Source organism: Pseudoalteromonas sp. SIMBA_162, from assembly GCF_046535955.1.
Taxonomy (GTDB): Bacteria; Pseudomonadota; Gammaproteobacteria; order Enterobacterales; family Alteromonadaceae; genus Pseudoalteromonas; species Pseudoalteromonas marina.
In genome coordinates, this window is sequence record NZ_JAWJBQ010001326.1 from 1 (window position 1) to 232 (window position 232).

Consider the following 232-nt stretch of genomic DNA (forward strand, 5'->3'; position numbering starts at 1 on the left):
CAGTTTGTTGGTAACTTTTAGCCAAAAACTGCATAAAACGCTCAGGAGTGTTTTTAACTGCAATATGCGTTAACGACTCGTCATCAAAAATACGAGCAAATTCATCTAAGGTGAAAATATCATCTACGTCATCTCGTTGAACTTTTAGCGAAAAATTAGCCCATTGCTCGCCGTCGTCTGGTGCTATTTGTAACAACACAACTGGACCACTGTTTGTCTCAAGTACAACCTC

1 pseudogene is annotated in these 232 nt (G+C 39.7%); it reads right to left on the reverse strand.

Annotation, left to right across the window (positions count from 1 at the left end):
* Positions 1-232 (reverse strand): annotated as a pseudogene (locus R0J88_RS23940) (hypothetical protein); the annotation flags it as partial.